The organism is Brevibacillus sp. AF8, assembly GCF_021270385.1.
Lineage (GTDB): Bacteria > Bacillota > Bacilli > Brevibacillales > Brevibacillaceae > Brevibacillus.
Map to the genome: position 1 here is coordinate 384,896 of NZ_JAGQDN010000001.1, position 21,961 is coordinate 406,856.

A 21,961-nucleotide genomic window follows, 5' to 3' on the forward strand; every position below is an offset into this window, starting at 1 on the left:
TGCCCCATTTTCCAACGTTTGGCGGTTTTATGGCAGTGTCTCTCCATTCTTTATCAGATGATGCTCCTCTATTTTCGTGATACGATTCTGTCCGTCCACAAACACGACCTTGGGAACGAGCTGTTCGACCTCGGATTCATCGTACATGCCCATACTCAAAATGATGACAAGATCTCCTGGCGAGAATAAGTGGGCAGGCGGACCGTTCAGACAGATGACTCCGCTACCCGACGCTCCGGGTAATGCGTATGTTTTCCAGCGCGTTGCATTCCGCAAACTGGTTATTTGCACGATTTCATACGGCTTGATATCTGCCGCATCCATGAGAGCAACGTCAATTGTGATACTCCCCACGTAATCCAGTTCGGCCTGCGTAACTGTCGCCCTGTGAATTTTGCCTTTGCACATGTGTCGCTGCATAAGCGGTTCACTCCTTTCCAAACCGATGACATTAGTCTATGTCCGATGGATTGTCCAGGAAACCTCCTGCGAAAGGAAAGTTAGGGGGTATGATACGCGGCGCGCAAATCGACTCCATAGGTGCGGCATAATTGGCTGAGTTCTTTTGTCAGATTCGGATCGAACGGGATACCGTTTTCCAAACGTTCTTGCTTTTTTCGGCTCTCGATCTCCCCAGGAATGAAAATTTCGGATACACCTTCTTTCGTAGGTACGCTTTTCACCTCACGAATGTAGGCATCCATATTGGCACAAAAATCGGGGAGTGGCATAAATCGTTCAATATCCACTGTCAAGAATAGATGTCCAACATTTTGTGGATCGTCCCAATTGTCATACAGGCTTTTTACATGTGGCCCTGTCGCAGCACCCGTGAGCAGCCCACACAAGATATCGATGAACATCGCCAATCCATAACCCTTTGCTCCCCCGATCGGCAAAAGTGAGCCTAGCAAGGCTTGTGTGGGATCAGTCGTTTCATTCCCATTGGGGTCGATGGCCCAATCCGCAGGAATGGATTCTCCTTTTTTAACGGCTAAGGCGATTTTTCCTCTGGCAGCGACACTTGTAGCCATATCTAGCAAAAAGGATGGTTCTTTCCCTGCCGGTATCCCCACTGCAATCGGATTCGTTCCGAAAAAAGGGCGAATCCCTCCTGTTGGCGCCATGGCTTCGGGGGCATTGGAAAGGACCAGAAGAATCCTCCCTTCTGTTATCGCTCGTTCTGCATAGTACGAACAGGAGCCAAAGTGGTTGGAATGACGAACACCTACTGCCCCGATTCCCATCTGCTGCGACAACTTGATCGCTTCCTCCAATGCCGCAACCCCGACGACCGCACCCAGTTGGTTTTTGCCGTCTACCAGTGCTGTTGCTCCTTCCTGTTTCCATACCACTGGTTCATCATTCAATTCAATCAAGCCTGCTTCGATTCGTTGGATATAGATCGGCAGCCTCGCTAAACCATGGGATTCGATGCCGCGCAAATCACCATGGACGAGAGATTCTGCGACAAGCCTTGCGTGCTTATGTTTGGCACCTGCCTGAACAAGCACTTCTGTTACGACTTGCTCCAAACGCTTCCAATGAAAGAGTGCAGGGTGCATCTTCTCTTTTTCCCCTCCTTCACCGTTGTTCTGTACTTCGCCTGCTTCCTGATCTGAATATAGATATGTCGCCTGCTGATTGACCGCTACAGGCATTGACCCAGTTCAGGGGACGCCAACAGAAAAAGGAGCTCCCGGAATTGGGGCTCCTTTTTTGCGTGATTCCTATTCATAATTGGCTAGTACCGTAATGATCTGGTCCTGCATCTTGGTAAACAGCTCTTCATCCTCGACATACCCATTGAACATAATCGATACGATGAGCTTCTCTTTGCCTTTGGTCGTGATATAGCCCGACAGCGTGTTCACACCTGTCATCGAACCTGTTTTCGCATGAAGATTATTCGCAGCGGCTGTGTCCTTCAAGCGGCTTTTCAGTGTCCCATCTATTCCCGCTATGGGTAAAGATTCATCATAAGCGGCAAAATTCGATTCCGTGGTCATCCCCTCAAGTACAGATGCGATCTGCCGAGCAGAAATAAGATTGTAGCGGGTCAATCCTGAGCCATCCATCATGTCGAAGGTGGTATTTCCGCCGAGCGAAGCTACGGTTTCCTGAACGACCTCTGCACCATTGGCTGCACTCCCTATCCCTTTCTTTGCAGCTCCGAGCGTCTTGAGGAGCATTTCTGCGTAGTAATTGTCACTTCGTTTATTGAGGTACTGTACGATTTCCTTTAGAGGCAGTGACTCAAATTGTGTCCATTTTACTGCTGCTGGAGGAACTGGCTGAATCAGCACTTCGCTTTTCGGAGCAAACGCAATTCCTTCTTGCTCCAGCGTCTCTTTCAGCACGGTCCCTACGTACTTGGCTGGCTCTTCCACAGGGACTCGCTCGTAATCCCCTTCATGATCAAGCGGGAGGTTCCCTGACAGTCGAATGGTATTTGTTCCACGGTCACGCAGAATAGCAAATGTATTTTCCTCGCCTTTTTGTACGGTCCTGGCTTCATTGATCACTTGCACATAAGCCGTTTTGGGAAGTACGTTGATTTTCACTGGTTCTCCAGCATCGTTAGCGGGCTTGAATTCGATCATGACCGTCCCACGGTTCATGGCAAGAGCCCCTATGGTCGGGTTGTAATAGTAGCTCTCGTCATCCCATGCCCAGCCGAGGCCAAGCCGTTGTTGGTCAAAGTAGCTGTCATCCATCACGAGGTTCCCATTGATACGCGTGATTCCTTGTTGCTTGAGCCACCCTGCTATTTTTTCAATCGACACACCTTCCTGCGCTTTTAGATCATTCTCTGTGTGCAAGGTAGGGTCACCGTATCCTTTCACATACAGATTGCCTTGTTGTATGCCTGTAGAGGTGATCGGGGCGTCTCCATACACTTCCGTTTTGAATACGTAATCCGAGCCAAACTGGTTCAACGCCGTGGCAATCGTCAGCAGCTTCAGATTCGAAGCAGGGGTAAGCAGTGTATCCGCATCCCGTTCGTATAAAACAGGGTCACCTGTTGAATCCAACGATTTGATCATAACTCCGGCCGTTACCCCTGCTGCTTCCGGGGTATCTAGGATGGGATCGATCATAGCAGAGAGTGGGTACGTCTTTTTCTCTGGAGGGCTGAATCCTTCCGGTGCTGCGATATCCGGGTAGGTTGTTAACAAAATTCCGATTCGATCCTGCAGCTCCCTTGCATACTTCGATTTATAAATGCCGTTGATCAAAATCGAAAAAGCGAGCTTATGACCATTTTTTGCCGTTACATAACCCGACATGGTATTGACTCCGCTTAATGAGCCTGTCTTTGCTACCAGGTTCTTTTCCGCACCGGTTCCTTTCATGCGGTTTTTCAAGGTGCCGTCTACTCCTGCGATTGGGAGTGATTTTTCCAATTCCGTTCGATATTCTTGCTCCTGCAAAAAGATGAGTGTTTCGATTATCTGTTCCGGAGTGATCATATTAAATCTCGATAACCCCGAGCCATCTACCTGACGGAAGCCTGACTCAATGCCAGCTCGCTTCATAACGTCTGCTACCGCCTCACTGCCTGCCTCAAAGCTCCCCTCACCTTTCTGGGTAACGCCCAGTGTCTTTACAAGCATCTCCGCATAGAAGTTGTCACTATCCTTGTTGAGCTCCACCGTGATCTCACCCAACGGTTTGGACAAGTGAGTATAGAGCGGTACTCCGCTTTGCAGCACGTTTTTTTTCACTTCTGTCTTCGGATGTAAGGCAATCCCTTGTTTCAGCAACTGATCCTTCCATAGATCGCCCACATACAAAGCCGGGTCTTCCATCGTGACATCTTCAGCATAAGGAGCTGCTTCCATCCCAATCGTACCGGATACGATGATTTCATTTTTTCCGCGCGGACGCTCAATGAGCACATTGCTCTCCTTGCCCGCTGTCGTTTTCAACTGGTTTGTGACTGTTATGTATGTAGTAGCTGGGTTCATGGTCAGGACGGGAGCATCGTTCACCGTTTTTCCAGGGATTGCGGTTAGAGTCGCAACGTTTTTATTTACGGCTAATCCACTGATCTGGGCGCTGTACCCATACGGTTCATCATCCCACATCCAGCTCGTACCCAATCTGGTCTCATCGAAATAGCTGTCATCGAGAAGCAGATTTCCATTGATTCGCTTGATCCCCAAATCTTTGATGGCTTTTGCCATTTGCTGCAAATCTTCTGGCTTCAGACTAGGGTCCCCATAGCCTTTTAAAATCAGATCTCCTTGCAAAACTCCACCGTTATTTACCTTTCCCGAAACAAACACCTCGGTCTTCCACTGATAGTCTGGCCCTAGTTTATCCAGACCTGCAATTGTCGTAAACAGCTTCATGTTGGAGGCCGGGATAAAATTACGTTTGGCATTGTGCGTATATACGTACTTTTTGTCGGTTAGATCGTAGACCGCGATTCCAGCGTACATTCCCTTGCTATTCTCATCGTTTTTCAAATCGGCGAGGAATTTTTCTATGCTGAGTGCAAGAGGACTAGAAGAAGCGGCCTCTTCCTTGGCTAGCGCAGGCGAAGCTGCTACCTGCAACAAGAGAGCCAACACGAAAAACCACGTACCGACACGTCGAAAAGCAAATAAATGATTCATGATAACCTCCTTGTCATAGTCTGGGCGATTTCCACCAACAAATCACAGTACGCCATCATGATAGCACGTATTCTATTTATTCGGAATATTACCATTATACTAAAAGTCTACAGGCATGAAGGATAGCCATTCCGTTCATACTACCTTCAAGACTTCTTTCGTTTGGAGGAAATGGTTTCATGTTCTATCGATTGCTCCTCTGTCTGTCCCTTCTCTGCGCCTTTTCATTCCCCGTCCATGCCCAAACCGACATCGGGCGCGTACAAGTAGATCCCTCCCCCTATTCTTCCCTTGCGGAGCTCGTCAAAAAGTGCGACTTAATCGTCATCGCACAGGTAGACAGTACCCATCGGGCTTATCCCACGGGACGCAACATTCCCCAAGGCAAGATCGTGAACTACACACAAAAACTACAGGTAAAAAAGGCCATAAAAGGCACAGCATCCAGACGAGTAACTGTGCTAAGCACTGGCGTAGAGCCGCTTCCCGATGCCTCCAGTCCGCTCAACCTGCAGTATCCTGGGCCGCTGGCGGAAGGGAATTATTTATTATTTTTACGAAAAGTGAGCGGATCACAGATGTACAGTACAGCAGGTCTCTGGCAAGGCGTTTATCCAATCTATCAAGGAAAAACCATTGCTCTTTCCAACCTTGGCTTTACCGAGTTGAATCAGCTATCACAAGAACAAGTCATCCGAAAAATAACGGCGATATCCCGCTAATGAAATAGCAAAAAACCGCTCTCGTTAACGAGCGGTTTTTTGACGTTACCATCATGTGCTGTCAGTTGCGCATCACGTAGATGAAAATCACCATAGACACAGCACAAGCGAGTACACTGAGAATAAACCCCCAGATCACCCATTTGCTATTCGTCTTGTTTATGTGTTTGTCGTCCATGGAAACTTCTCCTCATTCAAGCATTCACCTTCTATTATAAGGTTGTTTGGCAGGAAAGGGAAACCGTTATTATGGTGAAAACTGTTAAAGACCTTCTCTCGTAAGACGACGAATCCCCAGCACACAACCGCTCGTCACGAAAAGTACACACATGACTACAAACGCCCCCAGCTCTCCTAGCGTCAAACTCTCTTGACTGAGCACGCCCATGCCAATCGTTAAAAGTGACTGAGGAAATAACATCCCGAGCCCCGACACATACAAGCCCAACCCTACAAAAACAGAGCAAACACTAATGCCGACAGGTACAGCAAAGCTCGGTATCCGCGTGGAAAGCCAAAGCTGGAAGGCGATGATGGTGAGCGAAGCCAGCCAGCCTCGCATGATCCATCCGAACACTTCCAGAGGAAACGTAAAATGTGTGTGCAGTCCAGCCATGAAACCTGCACAAATATATAGCACAAAGAAGAAAAGCTGCACAATAAAAAGGAGAACACCAACTACCACCAGCTTCGCGAAAAAAATCGTTGGAATTGATACTGGCGCTGTCAGGATTACATTCCAGTTACGATTTACATGCTCCAGTCTGCACACAAACGAACAGCAGATCGCGATGAGAATGGGCAAGAAAAATTCTCCGTAGAACAAACTCACCTGCGTCCACAGGCTGTACCAGCCATTTTGCAGGATCGCTTGGTTCATCCAGTAGTTCGCAAAGCCGATCAGCGTACTGAAAACAGGTAGCACAAGCAAAACGAGCCATATACGAGAACGGCGAAGCTTTACCCATTCTGCTCCCAAACATCTGAATATCATGCAAGGTCCTCCCTATACGTCCTGCCGGGATATGTGAATACTCCCAGCAAGGAAAAATGCGATGCCCATGAGTACGACGATGATCGGCAAATGAATGCCGATTTCACGGTTGGTAAACAACATGGTTTCGTTCACGTACTGATACGCAACGGGCGAAAAGTCTACATAGTACGACCAGATGAAAAGACGTCCGACTTGTGGCGGAAATAAGCTCGCTGTCATGCCAATGAATCCCCCGATCATCCCGAGGCATAGGCTGAACGCCTGATTTTTGATGGCGAGAGAGACCCATTGTTGCAGAGCAATCACCACGAGGTTTGTCAGTGTGGTCCCTACGACAATGCAGAGTAAAAGGCCAATCGGGACTGGCTCTGCTAAACCATAGCCAATGCCAAATGCCACGATCGCCATAGCCTGTAGAATGACTGCACTCCCCATCAAAACAGCCGCAGAGACGAATTTTGCCGCATAAACCGCTTTTCGGCTAACAGAGGCAGCCATCAGCAGCTTCCATGTACGCCCCTTGTGTTCCATATCACAAATTCGTGAAACAATGACAGCCGAACCGATCGGCAAAAACAATCCGTTCATGGCTGTAATCGTAACCAGTATGGCGCTCCACGTCTGCGCATCTGGATTTTTATTCATCGACGTACTAACAGCCATAAACCCCCATGCCAGTTCGATACTCAAAAGAATAGCGAGCATGAGAAACAAACGCTTATGTCGAATTTTATAAAACTCCAGCCAAAGCGTCCGCATTACAAACTTCCCTCCCTACCAGTAAGAGAGAGGAAAATGCTCTCCAGACTTTGCTTGTGCACTTCAATGCGATAAACATCAATGCCCGCCATCATCAGCGTCCGGTTTGTCTGTGCTACTTCCCTATCTTCCATACCCTCCATGACAAGAAAGCCATCTTGGAGACTTGGAGAAAGCTCCATTTCTTGAAGAACTCTTCTCGCTTTTTCATTATCCTGCGTTTTCATCCAAACATGAGGCTGGCTGTTCCGTTGCAACTGCTCCATACTTCCTTGAAACAAGAGTTTCCCCCCGTGGATAATGCCAATGGACGTCGCTACTTGCTCGATTTCCGAGAGCAGATGGCTGGAAATCAACACGGTCATTCCATACTGATGTGGCAATGATTGAATCAATTCCCGAATTTCCCCGATTCCCGCAGGATCCAGACCGTTTGTCGGTTCGTCGAGGATAACGAGCTTTGGAAAATGCAGCAAAGTCATGGCAATTCCCAGTCGTTGCTTCATCCCGAGCGAATACTGATCTACCTTTTTGTTCTTTTGTTTTTCCAAACGAACGATTTGCAAAGCCTTCTCTACATATTTGTCCGGGACATCTCGCAGCCGCTGCATGACACGCATATTTTCAAGGCCGGTAAGATGACCGTAATAGGAAGGAGCCTCGATCAAGGAACCCGTCTGACTCAAAATTTCAAGTCGGTTTCTGCAAAAATCCTTCCCGAATACAGATACACTCCCTTCCGTCGGCCTGACTAATCCTAGCAGCATTTTTAGAGTCGTCGATTTTCCTGCACCATTTGGACCGAGGAAGCCATAGACCTCCCCTTCTCCTACCGCAAGATTCACACGCTGGACGCAATAGGCTCCTCCATAGTGTTTTGAAAGGTTTTCCGTTCGAATCACCGTATTCATGTTTTCTCGCTCCTATCTGTTGGTCTCTCAAATGAAATCATAGAGTCCCAACCCGTCAATAAGCTGACAGGAATCTTACGACAACCTTAAATCGACTCCAAGTGGGTAGAACAGACAAATCGAGCGAGTATAATGAATACGGGTGATTCAATATGGAAGAGTGGAAACAGAAAAAAGTGCTCATCGTGGAAGATGAGCTTGAAATCAGAAATATGATCGATGGATTTTTGCGTAAGGAAAGATTCTCTCGTATTTTTCATGCGGGTAGTTGTAAAGAGGCGCTAGGGATATTCGCTTCGGACAAGCCAGATGTCGCCATTCTGGATGTCATGCTGCCTGATGGAGATGGATTTGGACTTTTGACTTCGATCCGTCGTTTCTCGCAAATCCCTGTCATTTTTTTGTCAGCGAGAGGGGGAGATGAAGATCGATTGCTCGGACTTGGCCTGGGCGCTGACGACTATATCGTGAAGCCATTTTTATCGCGTGAGCTCGTTCTTCGTCTTCTGGTCATTTTACGACGCGTTTACGCTCCTCCCCAAATCGAACGTCTGCCCGTTTTCCAGCTTGGTGACAGTATAATCGATTTGGAGGCAGCAACCGTGACGAGAGACCAACAAGAATACGCGTTGACTGCCAAGGAGCACGCCCTCTTGCGAAAACTCTATGAAAATCGGGGACGAATCGTCACGAGTGATGCCCTTTGCCAATCCGTCTGGGGTGACGATTACTACGGGTATGAAAACACACTGATGGTTCATATGCGGCGCATTCGCGAAAAGATCGAGCCATGTCCGTCCACTCCTGTATATTTGCTGACGGTAAGAGGACTCGGGTACAAATTACTCGTAAAGGAAGAGTCGTAGATGGATGGAGCCGCACGAATTTTACGTCGTTATACAGGTGCTTCTATCCTAATCGCCGTCTTTTTGCTCATCGTCAATTACATCATTCTCGGTACATTTGTTTTCAAAGGCATAAATGAAGGCTCTCCTCCCATTTACGTCACACAAACTGTCGCAGAAGGTCTTCACGTAAACGGTTCCCACTATACGTTGGAACCAAATGCACGAGAATGGTTGCAAAAAAGCCAGGCTTGGGCCATGCTGATTGCGAACGATGGGAAGGTCCTCTGGGACTACGCCATACCAGACCAATTGCCCCGCACCTTTTCCTTAGCAGAAGTGGCGCAGTTCTCACGAAATTATTTACAAGACTATCCTGTTTTTGTTTGGGAACATGAGATGGGGCTGGTCGTCGTGGGCTACCCGAAGGACAGTCTCGCCAAGTACCAGATTCATTTCCCGATCAGTTGGATAAGTGATTTGCCATATCGATTGCTGGCTTTACTTTTCGGAAATATACTGCTCGCCGCTCTTCTCTCGCTATTCATCGGCTCTCGACTCATTCGGTCAATCCGTCCACTGATTAGGGGGATTCACGCTCTGTCAGAAGATCAGCATACACATGTTGAGGCAAAAGGAGTGTTCAGCGGGATTGCCCGAAGCATCAATCATGCTTCGGCGCTTCTGCAGGAGAAGAACGCTTTGCTAAAAGCCAGAGACGAAGCACGCTCGAACTGGATCGCAGGAATTTCCCACGATATACGCACGCCATTATCGATGGTGCTCGGGTATGCCAGTGAATTGGAAGAAAGCGACGTGGTGCCTTACGAACAGCAACAAAAAGCAAGCATTATTCGAAAGCAAGGGGAAAAGCTCCGGTCTTTGGTCAGCGACTTGAATCTCGTCTCCATGCTGGAATACGAGATGCAGCCCATCCATCCCAAACCAATTCGGCTATCGACACTAGCCCGGCAAATTGTCACTGACTTTTTGAATAATGATTTGGCAGAGACGTTTACCATCGAGTTGGATGTCACGACTGAACAATGCTTCGTGATGGGCGATGAAAAACTCCTTGTCCGCGCCATTACGAATTTGATCCAAAACAGCATCGTGCATAACCCATCAGGCTGTCGCATCCACGTGCAAACGACCCTGTCACCCAACCAGCGCAATGCTCTCCTGACTATCACTGACAACGGAAAAGGCATTGAGCAAAGCATGCTGCCTGACTTGGTGGAATTGCCGTATTCGTCAAAAAGAAAATCTCCGTTACACAATGGTCATGGTCTCGGTTTGCCAATGGTTGCACGTATAGCTGCCGCTCATCATGGACACCTGCTGTTAACAAGCGATACAGGAAAAGGGATGACAGCAGAGCTTTGCTTCCCCCTCTCTTCCTAAAAGAAAGACAGCATAGAGAAAGCACCCCTTGACTCGCCAATGGAGAGTAGACTCTCACAAGCGTGCAAATGAGGTGCTTTTAATGTTCCTGCGTCAATTACTTCACGAGATCGCGCATGATCTCTTCTGCTTTGACGTCAGTGGTTATCAGCTTCTCTTTTTTCATCCAATCAATCAGTGTTTGCCAAGATTCGGCCGTCTGGTATGCGAAAGGCTTTTCCCCCGCATCCATCAACGGAATCAGGGTATCCAAGCTCTTGGTCTCAATGTCTTTTTCCAGCGGGAAATCGGCAGCCTGTTTGGCAAGCAACAGATCGAGTGCCTTTTCCTTATTATTTTTCACATAGTCCTGGCCCTTGCCAATCGCACGCAGGAAACCTTCCACAGCTTTCTGCTTTTTGCCCAAAGTCTCGTCACTTGTTGCCAATACGAGCTCATAATAGTCTGGAACACCAAACTCAAAAGGCTTGAACACATTGACTGGAATGCCGTGCTTCTCCAAAATCAGTTGTTCATGGTTGATATAGCCACCTACCACTGCATCGACCTTTTTGGCCGTCAACGCTGGGACGATGTCAAAGCCGATATCTGTGAAGGTCAATCCGGAATCATCGCCACCACTATGCTTCACAACTTGACGTACGATCGATTCATCCAGTGGAAGTGATGGATAACCGATATTTTTTCCAGCCAACTTTTGCGGAGTATCGATTCCACTGTCTTGGCGCGTCATGATCACGTTTAACGGATGACGAACGAGCGCACCTACAGATACGACAGGAACGCCTTCTGCACGAGCTTGGATGAGCTGTGGTTGATAGCTGATCGCCAAATCCACTTTGCCCGCAGCCGCCATCTTCAACGGATCATTGCTGTCCGAAGGCATTTGCATGGTCACCTTGAGGTTCTCGTCTTTGAAATACCCTTGCTCCTCTGCGGCATACAAGAAGGAATGTACAGCATTCGGATACCAATCGAGCGCAATCGTCAACTCAGTCGGCTCCGTTCCTTTATCAGCAGGGGCTTGCGTCTGACCAGCATCCGAGCTCGCCTGATTGCCGCATGCAGCAAGACCCGTTGCCAATGTAAGTACCATGAATGCTTTTGTCCATTTGTTGAAAGGTTTCATTGTTGTTCTCCTTTGATTTTCATATGCGGGGAAAAATGACGTTCGATTCGTCCAACTAGCCAAAACAGTAGCATGCCGAGAATGGAGAGTAACAGGACCGAGGCAAACAACGCGGGTGCCTGAAAATTGCCGGATGCCCGTCTCCCAAAGTACCCGAGTCCCTCGCTCGCTCCCAGCCATTCCCCAATCGTCGCCCCAGCCACACTGTAAGTAGCTGCCACTTTCAGACCACTGAAGAAATGGGGTAAACTCGACGGGAGTTGCAGCTTGGTGAAAATTTGTCCGTTCGTTGCCCCCATTGTTTTTAACAACTGGAGCATTTCCTTGTCAGTCGAGCGAAGTCCATCATACGTGTTGACAACGATCGGAAAGAAAGTAAACAGAATCGTTACAGCGATTTTTCCAGATAAATCATAACCGAACCATAAAATAAATACAGGTGATAATGCGATGATTGGGATTGTTTGGGAAATAACGATGTACGGATAGACCAGACGCTCCACAATCCGACTGCGAATCATTGCAAAGGCAAGGGAGATTCCAAATACAATCGAGATCGATAGCCCCAGTAACACTTCCTTTAACGTCGCCCAAAGATGTACACCTACTAGAGAGGTACGTAAATCCCACAACGATACGACCACAGCGCTAGGCGGTGGTAAAATGAATGGCGGCACCCCAAGGAAGCGACAACCAGCTTCCCACGCCAGGAGAAAAATGGCGATGGAGATGCCAAACCAAATGCCTCTCCCCATCATGCTTCTCTCCTCAAGGGCTTCATTGCTGATTGGCGATCCTGTCGAAGCAATTCCCAAATTTGCTCACGCAATGCCAAAAATCCGGCCTGGTTGCGGCTGCTCGCCGTTCGCGGTCTGCTCACCGGAACGGTTAATTCGATGGGCTTGGTGATCGGACTACCTGAAAGGACGATAATCCGATCTGCAAGTAGAATAGCTTCGTCGATATCGTGCGTAATCATCAGCATCGTACTGCCTGTTTCCTGCCACTTTTCCATCAGCCACTCTTGCATATCCATTCTCGTAATTCCATCCAATGCACTAAATGGCTCATCCAACAGCATCATCTCTGCGCCTGAAAACAACGCACGCAAAAAGGAAACCCGCTGACGCATGCCACCGGAAAGCTGGGCTGGATAGCTGTCAGCCCAATCCTGAAGCCCGTACCTTGGCAATTGCTGTCTGACACGCTCATGCGCTTCTTTTTTCGTCATACCTTTGATTTCCAGCGGCAAAGCTGCATTTTCGACAATTGTACGCCATGGCATGAGCAGATCGCGTTGGGGCATATAGCCGACCTGCCCTAAACGATTTGCGACTGGTACACTGCCGAGCCTGATTTCGCCTTGTCCCGGCTCAAGAAGACCTGCGATGAGCTGAAACAAGGTGCTTTTCCCGATCCCGCTCGGACCGATCAAGCTGACGAATTCCCCTTTTTCCACACGCAGATCAAAATGATCGAGAATCTGCCTGTCGCCATACGAAAAGCTGACGTCGGCGAAAGCTAGTTGTTCTCCCACGGCCACATTTCCTCTCTGTAGGACATGTCCCAGAACATGTACTCCATTTTGGAGGTGTTGACGAAATACTCCTCCAGTTTGGCCAGTTCTTGCTCGCTCTTACCTTCCGCCAATTGGTTCATGATCTCAATCAGCCAAATCGCCAACTGCCCAAATTCATCAGAGCTGTACATACGTACCCATTCGCCATACAGTTCGTGATCCAGCGCTCCTTCTACTTGTGCCAAGCGCTTTCCGATTTCCCAATAGCTCCATGTGCATGGGAGTAGTGCACTCACCAAGTCGGCCAACGACCCTTGATGAGCGACACGCAGCATGTAGCTGGTGTACCCGAGCATCACAAAGGAAGGCTCTGTCGCTTCCAGCTCCGCGCGAGAGATGCCAAAGCGCTCGGCATACTGACGATGCAGCTCCATCTCTGTGTTCAGCGTCGATTCTTGCAAAGCGGCAAAGCGAGAGCTTGTTTCCAGATCGTACGCCTTCACACTGGCAATCGCGAACATTTTCGCGTAATCAATCAGATAGATGTAGTCTTGTTTCATGTAATATTTGAAGGCACCAACAGGCAGGCTGCCATCTCCAAGTCCGGTGACGAAAGGATGTTGATGAACACGCTCCCAGATTGGGGCTACACTTTTTCTCAAACGATCAGTAAAGGTTGTCATGCGGATACTCACTCCTTCGCTTCCTTTGGGGTATTGCACCAGGTGGCGATGAAACGGGTCATGATCTGGGCAAAATGAACGAGCTGGTCAGGATCAATGGATTCATCTACGGCATGTGCATGTGCGAGCTCACCCGGTCCGAATAGGACAGCCGGAATGCCTGCATGCGCAAACCAGCCTGCATCCGTCACCGTAGGCGACATGTTAACAATAGGCGTTTGATGCATGAGACTCTCATATGCGGATTGCAGTGTAGCCAACCCCGGATGCTTCGTATCCAACTCCAGTGATGGGAAGATTTCACCGCGCTCCTCAATCATCGAACGTCCACCCCAACGGAAGGTTGGAGGATTGTCTCTCAGCCAAAGATCAGCGGCTGCTGCACGCCCGACGTGATCCTCGATCTCTCGAATAATCTCTTCATAGGATTCGTTCGGATAAAAATGAACAGTAATCCAGAGAGCGCAACGGTCTGCGATGAACGCAGCGTGACGACCTCCCTCGATGACTGCGGGATTGATCGTATTGCTGCCTGCCGGGAAGCCGGGATAGGACTTCATTACTGCCCAGTCCCGCTCCAGCTCCTGTAGTGCGGTAATCACCTTCGTCATTTTTTCAATGGCAGAAGCTCCCCTGACGCGGCCGCCTGCATGAATCGTCTGTGCACGCATTCCGTCATGCAGCGTCATCGGACTCTCAATCGTGATCCAGCCTGTAATGACCCCGCCCTGCCCTTGCATTTGGAGATTACTCGTGTCCACTACAACGGCGTAGTCAGCCTGATAGCCACGTTCGATGGCGGCCAATGTCCCCGCTTCACCCGCTTCTTCACCGATGACGGATTGAAAGAGCAAATCGCCTTGGAGCTCGATTCCGTGTTCGCGAAGCATTTGGATCGCAAACAAGCTCGCTGCGAGTCCGCCTTTCATATCCGCAACTCCACGACCGTACAGGCGTCCATCCTTGCCATATGTCAAAGCAAAAGGTGGATACGTCCACCCGATGTCATCTCCGACTTCAGCCACATCGATATGCCCGTTGATAATCAAGCTGTTTGCGTGAGTTGAGGCACTCCCTGATAACCGCCCGACGATATTGTCGTCTCCCGGATATACCGTCCAGCGATCCACTTCGAATCCCATCGCTTGCAGTCTATTGGCGATTACTCCTTGTGCGACATCGCTGTTTCGTGCGGGAGGACTCACAGTCGGATGAGAAACGAGCTCTGCCAATAAGGCGAACAGCTCTTCTTTGCGGCTGGCAATCGATTCTACCGCTTCTGTCAGTCGATGCACGTTACTCAATCATCCCTTCGGTCGGGCTGCTCGCGGATGCGTAACGCTTTTTCGCGATACGGCCTGCCAGGAAGCCTTTGCGACCTGCTTCGACCCCTAGCTTCATCGCTTCTGCCATCAGGACAGGATTGTCAGCGAGAGCGACTGCTGTATTCAACAAGACACCGTCAGCCCCCAGTTCCATCGCTTTTGCGCAGTCTGCTGGCGAGCCAATCCCTGCATCTACGATAATCGGTACTTTCGCATCTTCGATGATAAAGCGGATATTGTTTTCGTTGACAATCCCTTGCCCGGAACCAATTGGAGACGCACCTGGCATAACCGCATGTACGCCAACCTCTTGCAGACGTCTGGCCAGAATCGGGTCATCATTGGTGTAGGTCAGCACGATAAAGCCTTCTTCCACCAAGATTTTCGAAGCCTCGAGCGTGCCAATCGGGTCAGGGAGAAGTGTTTTCGGGTCTCCAATGACTTCGACCTTGATCATGTCACACAGTCCAGATGCTTTAGCCAAACGGGCAATGCGCACTGCTTCCTCTGCTGTATAGGCACCTGCAGTATTTGGTAGCAGGGTGAATTTTTTCAAATCGAGTTGTTCCAAAAAGTTCGGTTCTTGCGGATTTTCCAAATTCAAGCGGCGAATCGCAAAGGTCAAAATTTCTGCTTCCGACACCTCTACTGCTTTCCCTTGTGTATCCAAATCAGCGAATTTACCTGTCCCTAGAAGTAAACGGGAGCGAAACTCGTAAGGTCCAATTTTCAATTTATCCATCATGCTGATCATCCTCCTCCGACAAAATGAACGATTTCTATGCGATCTCCGTCTGCAATCGGTGTTTGTTCGTACGCAGAGCGATTAATAATGTCACCATTTCGCTCAACGACGACAATTTTCTCTTGCAGGGAATAAGAAGCGAGCAAGGCCCGCACTGTCGTGATTTCTTCCGCCAACTCTACTTTTTTCCCATTCAGTTGAACAATCATTGATTACCTCCTTCTACTGGAAAAAAAACGGCTTCTCCCACCTGCCTGAGTCGATTCAGACAAACAGAAGAAGCCGTATACCCATCCCATCTCCCCGGACGAATGGCATAAAAAAACCATCCGCCTCGGATGGTTGAGTGTCATCTTATCATCCATGCTCGCAAACAAGCATAGTTCCGCTCGGATGCGACATGTGATCCTGATTCCAAATACCTCTTCCTCCGCTGGCATGACCCAGGTCAGGTTCAACGGTCAGTAACACACTCGTTACAATCTCAGCCAACGTTGCTTGGCCCCCGTTTGGTAGTAAAGCTATGCAATTATCGTACATTCGAGTTTTACAGTACCACTCTATTTCGTGTTTGTAAAGGCTTCCTTGTGCATCTTTTCGAGCTCAGCGAGACAGCGCTCTGCCCAAGCTGCCATTTTTGCAAGCTTTTCCATTTCTCTCTCCATCGCCTGACGCACAGATTCCTTGTAATCTGGAATCGCTCCATTGTAGTGAATGACCCCTTGGACAGGCGTCATGAATTTTTCCATGTAAGAGAGTGCTGGACGCTGGTGAAACAGCGGCACATCTACTTCGTAGGAAGAATGCAAATCGCCTTGGGTTGGGTATTTGGTTACTGCCAACACTTTTACCAGCAGCTTCGAGTCGTGGATTTCCAATACTTCTGCAATATATTCACCAGTCCGCTGCGAAACACGAACAATATCTCCCGGATTCCAGTTCATCGCGGTTTCCTCCTTTTCTTGAATCGAATGCATTTACATCAGCGAGGCTTCCAGCAGATTGCGTGCATGCAGCAATACTTCTTCCGCATCCACTACTGACTGCCCGCCACCCTGTGCCATGGCAGGATTTCCCCCGCCTTTTCCGTTAATGATCGGCAAGGTTTCTTTCAACACTTGATTGATGGCTATGTTGACTTCTTGTCCACGAGCAAACACGACTTGCATTTTGTCTTCGGCAGTAGCAGCCAAGAGGCAAATTGCATCTGGCGCCAGAGCAGTAGCCAGCTGTGCGAACTGCTGAAGCTGTTGAATGGTTTTGTCTGTGAAGGTGCTCATTATGAGGCGAGAATGACCGAGTTTGGTGGCAGCAGTCAATTGTTGATTGACTTCCACTTCCAAGAGCTGCTTATCCACTTCTGCCACTTTTGCCTTCAAGGTGTCGCGTTCTGCAAGGAGACGTTCCGTCTGTGCGATCAGTTCTCCTTCATTGGTAGCGAGCAACTTCGCCGTATCACGAACGACAGCTTGCTTTTGGTTATAGTCCCGCAAAGCTCGCCAGCCACAGATAAATTCCAAACGAATGTTTCCGCGATGCCGCTCCCAGCCCAAGATCTTGATCATCCCGACTTCGCCCGTCCGCGCTGGATGTGTTCCTCCACATGGATTGTAATCAAAATCAGGTATCATCACGACGCGAATATTTTCCGTAACAGTCGGTTGTTTTTTCAAGGGCAGCGTTGCCAATTCCTCGTCATCAACAAACCGTGCAATGATGGGGTGGTTTTCCAAAACAATCTGATTCGCTCGCTTTTCTACCTTCTCCCATACATCTGCAGTCAACTCATCCAGTCGTACATCAATGGTGACACGCTCTTTGCCCAGGTGAAAGGCGACGGTCTCCGCCTGCAAGATTTCCAGGAAAGACGCCGATAAAATGTGTTGACCAGCATGCTGCTGCATGTGATCGAAGCGGCGGTCCCAATCGATGTGCCCCGTTACTTCCGCTGTGCTTTCGGACAAAGGAGCCTCCAGTCGGTGACGAATTTCGCCATCTACCTCTTCCACATCTACCACACGAATCTCTTCCAATACGCCCAGGTCGGAAGGCTGTCCGCCTCCAGTAGGGTAAAAAGCCGTTTGATTCAGTACCACGTAAGGTGTCCCATCTTGCTCGACACCAGTCCTAGTCACCTGGGCCGAGAAGGTTCTTGTATAGGCATCCTGATAATAGAGTCTGTCGTCCATCGTTACTCCTCGCTGCATGGAACCATGGTTCCAGCCTGATTCTCCCACTTGGGGGCAAAACGAAAAAACGTATGTATAAAGCTTAGCCAAACAACTGATCCATTTGTTTTTCGCGCTCTTGACGCTCCTCTGGGCTTGCCAGGTCATACTTTTTCAATAAATGAAACAGCTCGTTTAGACGCTCTTGGCTGAGTTCGCTATTCAACTGATTTTTGAATTGACTCACACGCAATTCCGACAGATGAGGCGCTTGTTCTGCCAGTTTCTTGAGTACGTCCTCATGGCTGTGATCCAATTTGCATTCTCCCATGATTTCTCCCCTTTTCCTTCCTGTCATCTTCATCATACCATGATTGTTCATTCGAAAAAAAGGCGTACAACCCGTGATGGAATGTACGCCAGATGACTATGCACGCTTGCGGACGCGAAAGTTCTCCTCGATCAACAGCCAATTTTGCGGAAATGGCAAACCGAGTTTCCAGTAGCTGACGCCTCGCAAACCAAGCTGTTTAACCAGATTGAACTTGGCTTGGATCGACCGTGCATCCTCAAACCACACCTGATGTTGCTTGCCTTGATTATCGGTGTACGTAAAAAACGGAGCCTGCGCCCGATAGTCATACCGGATGACGGCATTATGCTGGGAAGCCAGTGCAATCGCTGCCTGTGGACTCAATGCTCGCGCTGTCGTCCCTCGCTCGTACGGTAAGGTCCAGTCGTATCCGTACAGATTTTGGCCCATCAAAATTTTCTCGGCTGGTATTTCGGTAATGGCGTACTGTAAGACACGCCGCACCGGTCCGATCGGAGAAACCGCCATGGGAGGACCACCACTATAGCCCCATTCATACGTCATGATCACGACAAAATCGGCAAGCGCTCCTATCGCCTTGTAATCATGGGCGGAATACCATTTGCCTGCTTGCACAGCACTCGTCTTCGGCGCGAGCGCAACAGACATCATCAACCCCGCTGCATGTATACGATCCCTTGCTTTTCGCAAGAAGCTCGCGTACGCTTCTGCACCTGTTGTAGGCAAAGCCTCCAAATCAAAATGGATATCCCCCATTCCAAGCTCACGGGCGGTCGCGAGAATATTATCCAACAATTTGTTCTGGAACTCTTGATCGTTCAGGATGAGTGCGCCCAATTCCGTGCTGAACTGACCTTTTTCCAAATTCGTCACGACCATCATCAGTAGGGCCTGGTTTTCTTTTGCGATTGCCGGAAAATTGTTCAGATTTGGTCGTTGGAGAGTTCCATCCCGTTTGATACGAAAGCTGAACGGTGCCAAATACGTAAGATGAGGGGCAGCCGTCCGAACATCCGCTTCCATCGCGGGTGGGACTGTACGGCGCGGTTCCACATACGCATTGAAATCAGCCGCTCGTCTAGGGCGAGGCGGGATATATAGCTTTTGCCCGACTTGTAGCGGTTTATAGGGAGAAATCCCATTGACGCGAGCAAGCTCTGCTGCGCTGATCTGATTTCGCTGACTGATCGTATACAACGTATCTCCTCGTTTGACCCAATAGTAGCTTCCTACAATCGGGATCACCATCGCCTGTCCGGTTGCCAGTTTATCGGGGTCTGGCAATTCATTCGCCTTATTGATCGCTTCCGGGGTCGTTCCGTACGTCTCGGCGATGCTCGCTAAGGTTTGTCCTTCTTCCACCACGTGGATTTGCATACGCCCCCTCCTTCGCATTTCTTCTCTCTTTGTCATATTCATGGCGAAGGAAATAGGTGTATGTCTAGGCAAGAGGTTTCAATACATCGTATAAAAATCCAACGGACTGGATGGCATAATGGCGGTCTAACAATTGATTTTTATAAAAGATCAGCAAGGCGGGTACGCTGGTTACTTGCCATTGTTCTGCCAATATTGGTGCCGTATTAATGTTGATCTGATACAGAGGGACGGTAGGCAATGTTTCTTGCATGATGCTGAGCATACGTGCTGCAAGCTTGCAGGTCCCACACATCGGTGTATAGACAAAAAGAGCGACCGACTCCTTTTCTTGCAGGTATTGGTTCAGTTCTATGGAGGATAGTTCTTGCAAGTCGTTCACTCCTTTCTATCTCATCGGACATGATCATTCATGCTAGACCCACTGTTTGTGGATGTCAACAGCGTGATGCACAGGCTTCGTAAAAATTGATAGCCAATTGAATGTTTTCAGCTATTTGTTTCATGATCGAAAAGATAATGTCAGAGCGGTTCTTCTGTTTGCCTGTTTTTCTTGTTTTACTTGTCGATGAATCCGCCTTTTCTCACTTATATGAATCAAAACATCCCCGTTCTTGCCCCAATCAGTCCTTTTTACGGCGTTCCGTTTACACTTAATCTGTTTAATTTCGACCCGACGATGTACTATAGCTATAGCAACCCGACAGTGATCCATCCGTTCGAAGCATTGTATGTGATTGAGCACTCTTGTGCAAAAATGAACAAAACCACGGAGAGGAGTTATGTAAATTGGTGAGCTTTGGTACTCTTATTGCCTTTCTATTTGTTTCGCTCGGCATGGTTTGTTCTCCGGGCCCTAACATGATTTACCTCATTTCTCGTACCATTTCTCAAGGTCGCAAAGCTGGAGTCATCTCACTTCTTGGTGTCATACTTGGATTCGTGATTTACATGATTGCAACCATGCTCGGCCTCTCTGCTCTTTTCATAACGGTTCCGTTTATTTACGAATCAGTCAAATGGGTCGGAGCTGTGTACCTGCTTTGGCTCGCTTGGAATGCGGTCAAACCGGGTGCAGCTTCCATTCTCAAGCCTGATACTCTTTCGATTGAACCACCGAAAAAGTTATTTTTGATGGGATTCATGACAAATCTACTGAACCCCAAAATTGCAATTTTGTATGTTTCACTCTTGCCTCAGTTTGTAGATCCTGCGCGGGGATCGGTGCTCCTGCAAAGTGCTACTTTAGGCCTCACACAAATAGCCGTCAGCTTTACCGTTAACCTGCTTATTGTTCTGGTAGCAAGCAGAGTTGCTATGTGGTTTGGCACACGCCCAACATGGCTGCGCGTGCAGCGTTGGCTCATGGCAAGTGTCTTGACAGGTCTTGCTGCGAGTCTTGCTTTTGATCGCAGATAGTGATCCATACTTTCATTCAATAAGAGCCTGCATAAAAAAGTAGACTACAGCAATAGTTGCCGTAGTCTACTTTCTCTTTCGTCAAACTCAACACTTAACGCGCAATCGTTGTATGAGCCAGCTCCTCGGTCACGGTACAGACCGCACTCGAATCCCAGCTCCCTTTGCCTTGTGCTTTGGCTGCCGCATACATTTGCGCAACCGTGCCTCCAACGAGAACAGGCACTTGCTGTTCACGTGCGGTTTGTGCATATAGCTGTAAATCCTTGTGCATATGATCCAAGGAAAAGACGGTATTTTCATACGTACCGTACAAGATGTTCGGCCCAAAAACAGAGAGCACACGATTGTGGGCAGAGCCTTTGTCCATAACAGCTGCCAGCTTGTGTGGATCAACGCCAGCTTTTGCCCCGACACTGAACGCCTCGCCCAACGCTGCTGTAATGACTGCAACGACAGAGTTGTGACAAAGCTTCGCCACCTGTGCGGAGCCGGATTCCCCCAGATAAAAAATTTCCTTCCCAATCGCCCTGAGATAGTCCATGATTTCCGGAAGCTTTGCCTCATCACCGCCAACCATAATGGTCAACGTTCCGGCAGCAGAACCCGCGGGTCCTCCACTCACCGGACAATCATAGTAGTAGATCCCTTTACCTACGCCATGCTGATTCAGACGTTTTGCCGTGGCAGGATCGATCGTACTTGTATCAAATACGAAACTACCAGCCCCTAATGATAAGAAAAGTCCGTCCTCACCCAGCATGACTTCCTCAACAATCGCAGGACCTGGAAGCGAAGTGAAAACGACACGCGCTACGCTACCCACTGCCAGTGGAGACTCTACGACCGTCGCTCCTTTTTCCTTCGCCCAGGCTTTTGCTGCCGGACTTGGATCATAGGCATACACGTGGTAGCCTTTTTGCAGCAGATTGCAGACCATCCCTTTGCCCATTGCACCAATGCCGATAACGCCAATCGCTTCCATCTTCGCTCCTCCTG

23 protein-coding genes and 1 riboswitch are annotated in these 21,961 nt (G+C 48.9%); of the genes, 4 read left to right on the plus strand and 19 right to left on the minus strand.

All coding sequences use genetic code 11. From position 1 onward, the window contains the following. Positions 1–27: 27 nt before the first annotated feature. The 3 genes from panD to dacB all read right to left on the minus strand — a co-directional run bounded on the left by panD (position 28) and on the right by dacB (position 4,625). A complete protein-coding gene (panD, locus tag KB186_RS01310) occupies positions 28–420 on the minus strand; it encodes an aspartate 1-decarboxylase (protein WP_173607726.1) in 393 nt (130 codons plus the stop codon). Positions 421–500: 80 nt separating this feature from the next. After that, a complete protein-coding gene (locus KB186_RS01315) occupies positions 501–1,565 on the minus strand; it encodes an Ldh family oxidoreductase (RefSeq protein ID WP_232772952.1) in 1,065 nt (354 codons plus the stop codon). Between the two features lie 165 nt (positions 1,566–1,730). Beyond that, entirely contained in the window at positions 1,731–4,625 is a 2,895-nt protein-coding gene (gene dacB, locus KB186_RS01320) for a D-alanyl-D-alanine carboxypeptidase/D-alanyl-D-alanine endopeptidase (protein WP_232772953.1), read from the minus strand. Between the two features lie 179 nt (positions 4,626–4,804). Here dacB and KB186_RS01325 point away from each other — a divergent pair, with 179 nt between their 5' ends. Next, on the plus strand, positions 4,805–5,347 hold the full coding sequence (locus KB186_RS01325) for a hypothetical protein (RefSeq protein ID WP_232772954.1): 543 nt from the start codon (positions 4,805–4,807) through the stop codon (positions 5,345–5,347). 262 nt (positions 5,348–5,609) lie between these two features. Here KB186_RS01325 and KB186_RS01330 read toward each other — a convergent pair whose 3' ends face one another. Genes KB186_RS01330 through KB186_RS01340 form a run of 3 tightly spaced genes read right to left on the minus strand, consistent with a single transcriptional unit; the run spans position 5,610 to position 8,014 of the window. After that, positions 5,610–6,341, minus strand: coding sequence for an ABC transporter permease (locus KB186_RS01330; RefSeq protein ID WP_232772955.1), 732 nt, complete (start codon positions 6,339–6,341; stop codon positions 5,610–5,612). Between the two features lie 12 nt (positions 6,342–6,353). Beyond that, positions 6,354–7,103, minus strand: coding sequence for an ABC transporter permease (locus tag KB186_RS01335; protein ID WP_221868514.1), 750 nt, complete (start codon positions 7,101–7,103; stop codon positions 6,354–6,356). Further along, on the minus strand, positions 7,103–8,014 hold the full coding sequence (locus KB186_RS01340) for an ABC transporter ATP-binding protein (protein ID WP_221868515.1): 912 nt from the start codon (positions 8,012–8,014) through the stop codon (positions 7,103–7,105). Before KB186_RS01340 ends, KB186_RS01335 begins: the two co-directional genes overlap by 1 nt. A gap of 152 nt (positions 8,015–8,166) precedes the next feature. Here KB186_RS01340 and KB186_RS01345 point away from each other — a divergent pair, with 152 nt between their 5' ends. Beyond that, complete coding sequence (locus KB186_RS01345; RefSeq protein ID WP_232772956.1) at positions 8,167–8,880, plus strand: response regulator transcription factor; 714 nt, start codon at positions 8,167–8,169, stop codon at positions 8,878–8,880. Next, the gene (locus KB186_RS01350) at positions 8,881–10,263 is read left to right on the plus strand and encodes a sensor histidine kinase (protein ID WP_173607734.1); all 1,383 of its coding nucleotides are present in this window, start codon (positions 8,881–8,883) and stop codon (positions 10,261–10,263) included. Between the two features lie 97 nt (positions 10,264–10,360). Here KB186_RS01350 and KB186_RS01355 read toward each other — a convergent pair whose 3' ends face one another. The 12 genes from KB186_RS01355 to KB186_RS01410 all read right to left on the minus strand — a co-directional run bounded on the left by KB186_RS01355 (position 10,361) and on the right by KB186_RS01410 (position 19,916). Beyond that, the gene (locus KB186_RS01355; protein WP_232772957.1) at positions 10,361–11,392 is read right to left on the minus strand and encodes an ABC transporter substrate-binding protein; all 1,032 of its coding nucleotides are present in this window, start codon (positions 11,390–11,392) and stop codon (positions 10,361–10,363) included. Further along, positions 11,389–12,147: an ABC transporter permease gene (locus KB186_RS01360; protein ID WP_232773071.1), complete on the minus strand. Its 759-nt coding sequence runs from the start codon at positions 12,145–12,147 to the stop codon at positions 11,389–11,391. The genes KB186_RS01355 and KB186_RS01360 overlap by 4 nt, the downstream gene beginning before the upstream one ends. Beyond that, entirely contained in the window at positions 12,147–12,929 is a 783-nt protein-coding gene (locus KB186_RS01365; RefSeq protein WP_232772958.1) for an ABC transporter ATP-binding protein, read from the minus strand. The genes KB186_RS01360 and KB186_RS01365 overlap by 1 nt, the downstream gene beginning before the upstream one ends. Further along, complete coding sequence (gene tenA / locus KB186_RS01370; RefSeq protein WP_221868520.1) at positions 12,914–13,594, minus strand: thiaminase II; 681 nt, start codon at positions 13,592–13,594, stop codon at positions 12,914–12,916. Before tenA ends, KB186_RS01365 begins: the two co-directional genes overlap by 16 nt. A gap of 8 nt (positions 13,595–13,602) precedes the next feature. Further along, on the minus strand, positions 13,603–14,898 hold the full coding sequence (locus KB186_RS01375; protein WP_255688300.1) for an acetylornithine deacetylase: 1,296 nt from the start codon (positions 14,896–14,898) through the stop codon (positions 13,603–13,605). Further along, a complete protein-coding gene (locus tag KB186_RS01380; RefSeq protein ID WP_232772960.1) occupies positions 14,891–15,664 on the minus strand; it encodes a thiazole synthase in 774 nt (257 codons plus the stop codon). Before KB186_RS01380 ends, KB186_RS01375 begins: the two co-directional genes overlap by 8 nt. Before the next feature lie 5 nt (positions 15,665–15,669). Further along, positions 15,670–15,873, minus strand: coding sequence for a sulfur carrier protein ThiS (thiS, locus tag KB186_RS01385; protein ID WP_173607740.1), 204 nt, complete (start codon positions 15,871–15,873; stop codon positions 15,670–15,672). A 199-nt stretch (positions 15,874–16,072) separates the two neighbouring features. Continuing rightward, positions 16,073–16,183, minus strand: a riboswitch (TPP riboswitch). A gap of 41 nt (positions 16,184–16,224) precedes the next feature. Further along, on the minus strand, positions 16,225–16,608 hold the full coding sequence (gene kapB, locus KB186_RS01390; protein ID WP_232772961.1) for a kinase-associated lipoprotein KapB: 384 nt from the start codon (positions 16,606–16,608) through the stop codon (positions 16,225–16,227). A gap of 33 nt (positions 16,609–16,641) precedes the next feature. After that, the gene (locus KB186_RS01395; RefSeq protein ID WP_232772962.1) at positions 16,642–17,853 is read right to left on the minus strand and encodes an alanyl-tRNA editing protein; all 1,212 of its coding nucleotides are present in this window, start codon (positions 17,851–17,853) and stop codon (positions 16,642–16,644) included. Between the two features lie 82 nt (positions 17,854–17,935). After that, positions 17,936–18,163, minus strand: a complete 228-nt coding sequence (locus tag KB186_RS01400; protein WP_232772963.1) for a hypothetical protein — start codon at positions 18,161–18,163, stop codon at positions 17,936–17,938. Positions 18,164–18,259: 96 nt separating this feature from the next. Continuing rightward, the gene (locus KB186_RS01405; RefSeq protein WP_221868522.1) at positions 18,260–19,543 is read right to left on the minus strand and encodes a glycoside hydrolase family 18 protein; all 1,284 of its coding nucleotides are present in this window, start codon (positions 19,541–19,543) and stop codon (positions 18,260–18,262) included. A 64-nt stretch (positions 19,544–19,607) separates the two neighbouring features. Next, positions 19,608–19,916 (minus strand): thioredoxin family protein, encoded by a 309-nt coding sequence (locus tag KB186_RS01410; RefSeq protein WP_173607745.1) that lies wholly within the window; start codon positions 19,914–19,916, stop codon positions 19,608–19,610. Positions 19,917–20,332: 416 nt separating this feature from the next. On the opposite strand from KB186_RS01410, the gene KB186_RS01415 reads away from it, so the two are divergent. Continuing rightward, entirely contained in the window at positions 20,333–20,962 is a 630-nt protein-coding gene (locus KB186_RS01415) for a LysE family translocator (protein ID WP_232772964.1), read from the plus strand. Between the two features lie 94 nt (positions 20,963–21,056). On the opposite strand, the gene KB186_RS01420 is transcribed toward KB186_RS01415, so the two are convergent. After that, positions 21,057–21,947 (minus strand): NAD(P)-dependent oxidoreductase, encoded by an 891-nt coding sequence (locus KB186_RS01420; protein WP_173607747.1) that lies wholly within the window; start codon positions 21,945–21,947, stop codon positions 21,057–21,059. Positions 21,948–21,961 lie beyond the last annotated feature (14 nt).

What these genes read in the sequence shown, in the direction of transcription:
- thiS (WP_173607740.1), bottom strand. Translation starts at nt 15,873, where the DNA reads ATGATTGTTCAACTGAATGGGAAAAAAGTAGAGTTGGCGGAAGAAATC.
- KB186_RS01335 (WP_221868514.1), bottom strand. Translation starts at nt 7,103, where the DNA reads ATGCGGACGCTTTGGCTGGAGTTTTATAAAATTCGACATAAGCGTTTG.
- KB186_RS01325 (WP_232772954.1), top strand. Translation starts at nt 4,805, where the DNA reads ATGTTCTATCGATTGCTCCTCTGTCTGTCCCTTCTCTGCGCCTTTTCA.
- KB186_RS01400 (WP_232772963.1), bottom strand. Translation starts at nt 18,163, where the DNA reads ATGGGAGAATGCAAATTGGATCACAGCCATGAGGACGTACTCAAGAAA.
- KB186_RS01345 (WP_232772956.1), top strand. Translation starts at nt 8,167, where the DNA reads ATGGAAGAGTGGAAACAGAAAAAAGTGCTCATCGTGGAAGATGAGCTT.
- KB186_RS01405 (WP_221868522.1), bottom strand. Translation starts at nt 19,543, where the DNA reads ATGCAAATCCACGTGGTGGAAGAAGGACAAACCTTAGCGAGCATCGCC.
- dacB (WP_232772953.1), bottom strand. Translation starts at nt 4,625, where the DNA reads ATGAATCATTTATTTGCTTTTCGACGTGTCGGTACGTGGTTTTTCGTG.
- KB186_RS01340 (WP_221868515.1), bottom strand. Translation starts at nt 8,014, where the DNA reads ATGAATACGGTGATTCGAACGGAAAACCTTTCAAAACACTATGGAGGA.
- KB186_RS01315 (WP_232772952.1), bottom strand. Translation starts at nt 1,565, where the DNA reads ATGCACCCTGCACTCTTTCATTGGAAGCGTTTGGAGCAAGTCGTAACA.
- KB186_RS01420 (WP_173607747.1), bottom strand. Translation starts at nt 21,947, where the DNA reads ATGGAAGCGATTGGCGTTATCGGCATTGGTGCAATGGGCAAAGGGATG.
- KB186_RS01350 (WP_173607734.1), top strand. Translation starts at nt 8,881, where the DNA reads ATGGATGGAGCCGCACGAATTTTACGTCGTTATACAGGTGCTTCTATC.
- KB186_RS01360 (WP_232773071.1), bottom strand. Translation starts at nt 12,147, where the DNA reads ATGGGGAGAGGCATTTGGTTTGGCATCTCCATCGCCATTTTTCTCCTG.
- KB186_RS01355 (WP_232772957.1), bottom strand. Translation starts at nt 11,392, where the DNA reads ATGAAACCTTTCAACAAATGGACAAAAGCATTCATGGTACTTACATTG.
- kapB (WP_232772961.1), bottom strand. Translation starts at nt 16,608, where the DNA reads ATGAACTGGAATCCGGGAGATATTGTTCGTGTTTCGCAGCGGACTGGT.
- KB186_RS01395 (WP_232772962.1), bottom strand. Translation starts at nt 17,853, where the DNA reads ATGGACGACAGACTCTATTATCAGGATGCCTATACAAGAACCTTCTCG.
- tenA (WP_221868520.1), bottom strand. Translation starts at nt 13,594, where the DNA reads ATGACAACCTTTACTGATCGTTTGAGAAAAAGTGTAGCCCCAATCTGG.
- KB186_RS01330 (WP_232772955.1), bottom strand. Translation starts at nt 6,341, where the DNA reads ATGATATTCAGATGTTTGGGAGCAGAATGGGTAAAGCTTCGCCGTTCT.
- panD (WP_173607726.1), bottom strand. Translation starts at nt 420, where the DNA reads ATGCAGCGACACATGTGCAAAGGCAAAATTCACAGGGCGACAGTTACG.
- KB186_RS01380 (WP_232772960.1), bottom strand. Translation starts at nt 15,664, where the DNA reads ATGATGGATAAATTGAAAATTGGACCTTACGAGTTTCGCTCCCGTTTA.